The 3965-nt window shown below is 71.0% G+C and carries 3 protein-coding genes; all 3 read right to left on the bottom strand.

Going from position 1 to position 3965, the window contains the following annotated elements; translation table 11 throughout:
• On the bottom strand, positions 1 to 276 hold a 276-nt coding region (locus tag VIB55_RS19870; protein ID WP_331878411.1), incomplete at its 3' end, for a hypothetical protein.
• 177 nt (positions 277 to 453) lie between these two features.
• Positions 454 to 1932: a class II fructose-bisphosphate aldolase gene (locus VIB55_RS19865; RefSeq protein ID WP_331878410.1), complete on the bottom strand. Its 1479-nt coding sequence runs from the start codon at positions 1930 to 1932 to the stop codon at positions 454 to 456.
• A gap of 109 nt (positions 1933 to 2041) precedes the next feature.
• Positions 2042 to 3628: an AMP-binding protein gene (locus VIB55_RS19860; RefSeq protein WP_331878409.1), complete on the bottom strand. Its 1587-nt coding sequence runs from the start codon at positions 3626 to 3628 to the stop codon at positions 2042 to 2044.
• Positions 3629 to 3965 lie beyond the last annotated feature (337 nt).

Raw genomic sequence — 3965 nt, 5'->3', positions numbered from 1 at the left:
GTGCACGACGGCGGTCACCAGCAGCACGTCGTACAGGACCTGGCAGTACAGGTAGTTGGGTCCCGGCTCGTGCCGATGGACGTGCGTCCACCAGAACGAGCCGGCGGCGAACGTGGCCGAGGAGATCAGCAGGAGCGTGGCGGCCAGGGTGGTGCTGGATGGCGCCTGGTCCCAAGCCAGCGCGGCCGCCAGGAAGATGCCCGTGGCCAGGCAGGTGCGCCCCAGGTACACCCACGTCAGCACGCGCCTCGGCTGCGGCAGGCGGCCGGAGGTCATCGGGAGGTAACGGCGGCAAGAACGGTCACTACGGTACCCGTCGCAAAGGGAACGATGGGAGCACCGCACGAGAATAGCGGGCCAGAACGGATCGGGGACACCCTGCGTGCACCAGAAGACAGGAGCCGGCGCCGCTCTCGCGACCCCGGCTCCACCCTTCGTTTACCGTCGTGGCCGTCAGTCCGACAGGTCCCAGTCGTCCGCGGCGGCCTTCATCCGCAGGTCGGCGGGGGTGGCGCGCGGCACGTCGGGAAGCGGCACGTACTTCTGCGCGATGTCCATCGTGTTCTCTACCGCGAGTTGGCGGAAGAGGAAGACGAACTGGTCGTACAGCGCCGCGCGGATCCGCTCGCGGTCCTCTTCCGGCAGGTGCCACAGGTCGCGCTTGAAGTGCCCCAGCGCCTTCTTGCGGGCCTTGTAGATGAACTGCTCCTCGGTATCGCTGGGCTTGCGCTCATCCTGGAAGTTCTGCCGGCAGTGCTCGTACATCAGCTCGCGCAGCTCGGCCGGCAGGTGGTCGTACAGGATGTTCTGGAAGTTGGTGGCCAGGTGAATCTCGGCCGTCTCCACCGCCGGGAAGTTGCCGAACGCGCTCTGCGGCAGCGTTGATGCGCCGTGCTGCACCGCGCCGGCCAGGCCGTACTCGCGGCGAGAAATGTCCGACAGTGTGCGCAGCGTCTCGAAGTCGATCGCCACGTCGGCGATGGAGCCGTCCGGCAGCACCGTGCCGCCGTGCGTAGTGCCCGACTGCACGCTGATCTTGCTCTGCCCCGCCACCGGCTTGCCCACCTTTGCCGACACCTCCGCCAGCGCGCGGACGTAGCCGTCCATGTAAGCGCGCAGCTCCTCGGGCGTGCTGTTCTCGGTGCCCACCTCACCGATCTCGCCGCCGATGCTCACCGTCACCCCGGCCGGCTCGTACTTGCGCACGTACGCCGTCAGTTCGGCCGAGAGGGTGTAGTTCAGGTGCTGCTGCTCATCCAGCGAGCCCTTGTCCAGGTCGACGAGGGTGCTGGTGTCGATGTCGATGTTGTAGAAGCCGGCGTGCAGCCCCTCGCGGATGATGTCCTTCACCGCGCGCAGCTCGGCGTCGGGATCGGCCTTGTACTTCTTGGCGTTTACCTGGAAGTGGTCGCCCTGCACGAACAGCGGGCCCGTCCAGCCTTCCTTGATGGCCGCCGCCATCAGCACCGCCACGTACTCCATGGGCCGCTGGTCGGTGTAGCCGATCTCCGACCGGGCTATTTCGCAGATCAGCGCGCCCACCTGGAGCTCGCGGGCGGCGCGGAACAGCGATCGGCCGGTATCGAACGCGGCCGCGCGCACGTTGATGGCGGGCACCGTGAAGCCGGTGATCTCGCCGCGGCCGCGGGCCATGTACAGGTCGTGGATGGACGCCGGGGCGATGCCCACCGCGCGGCCGGCCTGCAGAATCAGCCACCGGGCGGTGTCGCGCCGGTCCTCGTTGTCGGAGAGCGCGGCGTCGTGGGCCAGGCGGTCGATGCCGTCCGCGCGCAGCGCATCGGCGCTCACCAGCTCGAACGCGCCTGCGTCGCTCACGCGGACGGACTCACGGACTTCTTCCAGCAACGAGCGAACGGCCGGGCGGGAGAACAGCTCCAGCCCGTCCGCGGTGGTCGCGGCGGTGTTCACCATGATCTCCTCTGGATGGATCGCTTTTTCGGTCGTCAGGGCCGGGCCAGGCCGCGGCGGCGCTAATGTGCGCGCGCCGCGGGGCAGCGGCAAGATGCGCGCTAGGCGGCGATCAGCCGCTGTGTCCGTCCAGCAGCCGGCGGAGCGCCGCGGTGTCTGTCTTCGATGCGTGGCGGGGATCGCGGGGGATGCGCCGCATGGCGCGGATCTCGTCCAGCGGCATGGGGCCGAGGGCGGCGCGGATCGCGTCCTGCTCGGCGCGGGTGAGCGCGCCGGACACCGTCTCGACGCACAGCACCGCGCGCTGCCCCAGTTCCGGATCGGCGACGCCGAGGTAAGCGGCGTGGTGCACGCCAGGCACATCCAGCGCCCGCGCCTCCGCCGCTCCGCCCCACCACGTCTGCCCGTCGCGCCGCACCCGCTCGCCGACGCGGCCCATCAGCCAGAGCCTGCCCTGCCCGTCCATCCAGGCCGCGTCGCCGGTGCGATGCCACACGCGGCCGCCGTCGCGGATCTTGTTCAGGCGCTCGGCCTCGGGATCGTTCAGGTAGCCGGCGAGCACGTGCGATCCCGCGACCGCCACCTCGCCCACCTCGCCCGGTCCGGCTTCCCATCCCGCGATGCCATCGGTGCCCAGGGTGATCGGCCCATCGTGCGGGCGGAGCAGCTTCACATCGATCTCGGGCACCGGCTCGCCGACGCAGATCCCCTCCGGCCGCTCGGCCTCGATCCCCCGCTCCATCGCGGCGAGCATCTCGCGCGCGTCGATGCCGGCGATAGGCTCGGCCTCGCTGCTGCCGTAGACCACGCCGATGTCACCATCCGCCACCGCCGCCAGGAGCCGGGCGAGCGGCGGAAGGACGGGCGCACCGCCGGTGAACATCGCGCGCAGCGCGATGCGATTGCCCGTCTCGGCGCACCATCGGCCCAGGCGGTCGTAGAACGCGGGGGAGCCGCTGCTTGTGGTGACGCCTTCGTCCAGCATCTGGCGATGGATGCGCGCGGGGTCGATCTCGGCCGGGCGGCGCGGGTCGAAGTCGGGGAGGATGCTCGGAGTGCCGCTCGCCAGGTTGTTCAGGACGAAGACGGGCAGCGTGGGCATGTCGATGTCGCCCTCACGCGGGCGCAGGTGCGCCGCGAGCGCCAGGTGCTGCGCCCACAGGAACTCATGTGAACGCGCCGCCGCCTTGGGCGCGCCCGTGGTACCCGTCGTAAAGGTGACGAGCGCGGGCGCGGAGGCATCGACCACGATCGCGTCCCCCGCCCCGCCCGCCTCGTAGCGCTGAAGTGAGAGAAGCCGCCCGCCCGCAACAAGGTGGATGGGGATGCGCCGCACGGCGGGGCTCACCAGCCGCAGCAGGTGCGCCTTGGGGGAGCCGATGAACGCCCTGGGGTTCGCGATGCGCACCGCCGCATCCAGCCGCCGCCGGTCTGCCCACGCGTCGACGAACACCGCCGTGGCGCCGCGATGCAGGCAGGCGAGCAGCGCCACGTACAGGTCGGCGGACATCGGCACGAACAGCAGCACCGAGTCCCCCGGGCCGATGCCGCGGTGGGCCAGTCCACCCGCCAGCGCGCGCACCCGCCGATCCAGTTCGCCAAAGGTTGTCCGACTGGTACGTCGCCCGGCGCCCTCCACGATGGCGAGCCGTTCCGGATGCCGGGCGGCGCGCTCGCTCAGGCGCGCGGCGATGTTCACGGCGCCCCACCCCCCGGCCCCCTCCCCGCACAATCTACGTGGGGAGAGGGGGAGAACGGCATCGTGGCGCAGGCTTTCGTGACGCTACCGCGCCCGGGCTCAGAGGTGGCGCAGGCTAGATCCTTCGGCGCGCGTGAGGTGTGCCGCAGGCGATTGTGGTGCGCCTGCGCCTCAGGATGACAACTGGTGTGCCCGTGCGGACTTACGGGCGCACCTGAGCTGCCGTGCCCCCCCTCTCCCGGCGCAGTTTGCCGGGGGAGGGGGTCGGGGGGAGGGGCCTGCCCAAGGCGCGAGCGACACCCAGCCGCACCCGGCGCGAAGGTCTCCCCCTCCCCTG

The sequence above is a fragment of the Longimicrobium sp. genome, assembly GCF_036554565.1.
In the GTDB taxonomy this organism is placed as follows: Bacteria; Gemmatimonadota; Gemmatimonadetes; order Longimicrobiales; family Longimicrobiaceae; genus Longimicrobium.
Note: the sequence above shows the minus strand (reverse complement) of the source record. Positions and strands in the feature narration are given on the sequence as shown.

What these genes read in the sequence shown, in the direction of transcription:
- VIB55_RS19865 (WP_331878410.1), bottom strand. Translation starts at nt 1,932, where the DNA reads ATGGTGAACACCGCCGCGACCACCGCGGACGGGCTGGAGCTGTTCTCC.